This is a genomic window from Caballeronia telluris (assembly GCF_001544495.1).
GTDB classification, from domain to species: domain Bacteria; phylum Pseudomonadota; class Gammaproteobacteria; order Burkholderiales; family Burkholderiaceae; genus Caballeronia; species Caballeronia telluris.
The window spans coordinates 1-506 of sequence record NZ_FCNZ02000162.1 but is presented as its reverse complement, the minus strand read 5'-3'; the positions used below and the strand labels follow the sequence as shown (position 1 = coordinate 506).

Annotated in this window: 1 protein-coding gene; it reads left to right on the top strand. The window is 62.1% G+C overall.

Annotation, left to right across the window (positions count from 1 at the left end; translation table 11 throughout):
• A partial coding sequence (locus AWB66_RS32725; protein WP_125469905.1) for an IS256 family transposase occupies positions 1 to 506 on the top strand: 506 nt, incomplete at both ends.

Here is a 506-nt window from a genome sequence, read left to right as displayed (position 1 = left end):
TTTCAACGAGCTGAAGAACCGCGGCTTGCACGACATCCTGATCGCGGTGGTCGACGGCTTGCGCGGCTTTCCTGACGCGATCGAAGCGGTCTATCCGGCCGCCCAAATCCAGACCTGCATCGTGCATCTGATCCGCAATTCGCTGAGTCTAGCGAGCTGGAAGGACCGCAAGCCGCTGGCTGCCGCGCTCAAGCCGATCTACCAGGCCGCCACCGCCGAGGCGGCAGCAGCGGCACTCGACGCCTTTGCGGGCAGCGAGTGGGGCCGCACATTCCCGACCGTGGCGGCGATGTGGCAGCGCCAATGGGAACAGGTGATCCCCTTCTTCGCGTATCCGCCTGAGGCACGTCGAATCGTCTATACGACAAACGCGATCGAAAGCATGCACATGCAGTTGCGCAAGATCGTCAAGAACCGCGGCCACTTCCCCAGCGACGAGGCGGCCAGCAAACTGCTGTATCTGGCCTTGCGCAACATCGAAAAGGACTGGAAGATGCCGCCTATCA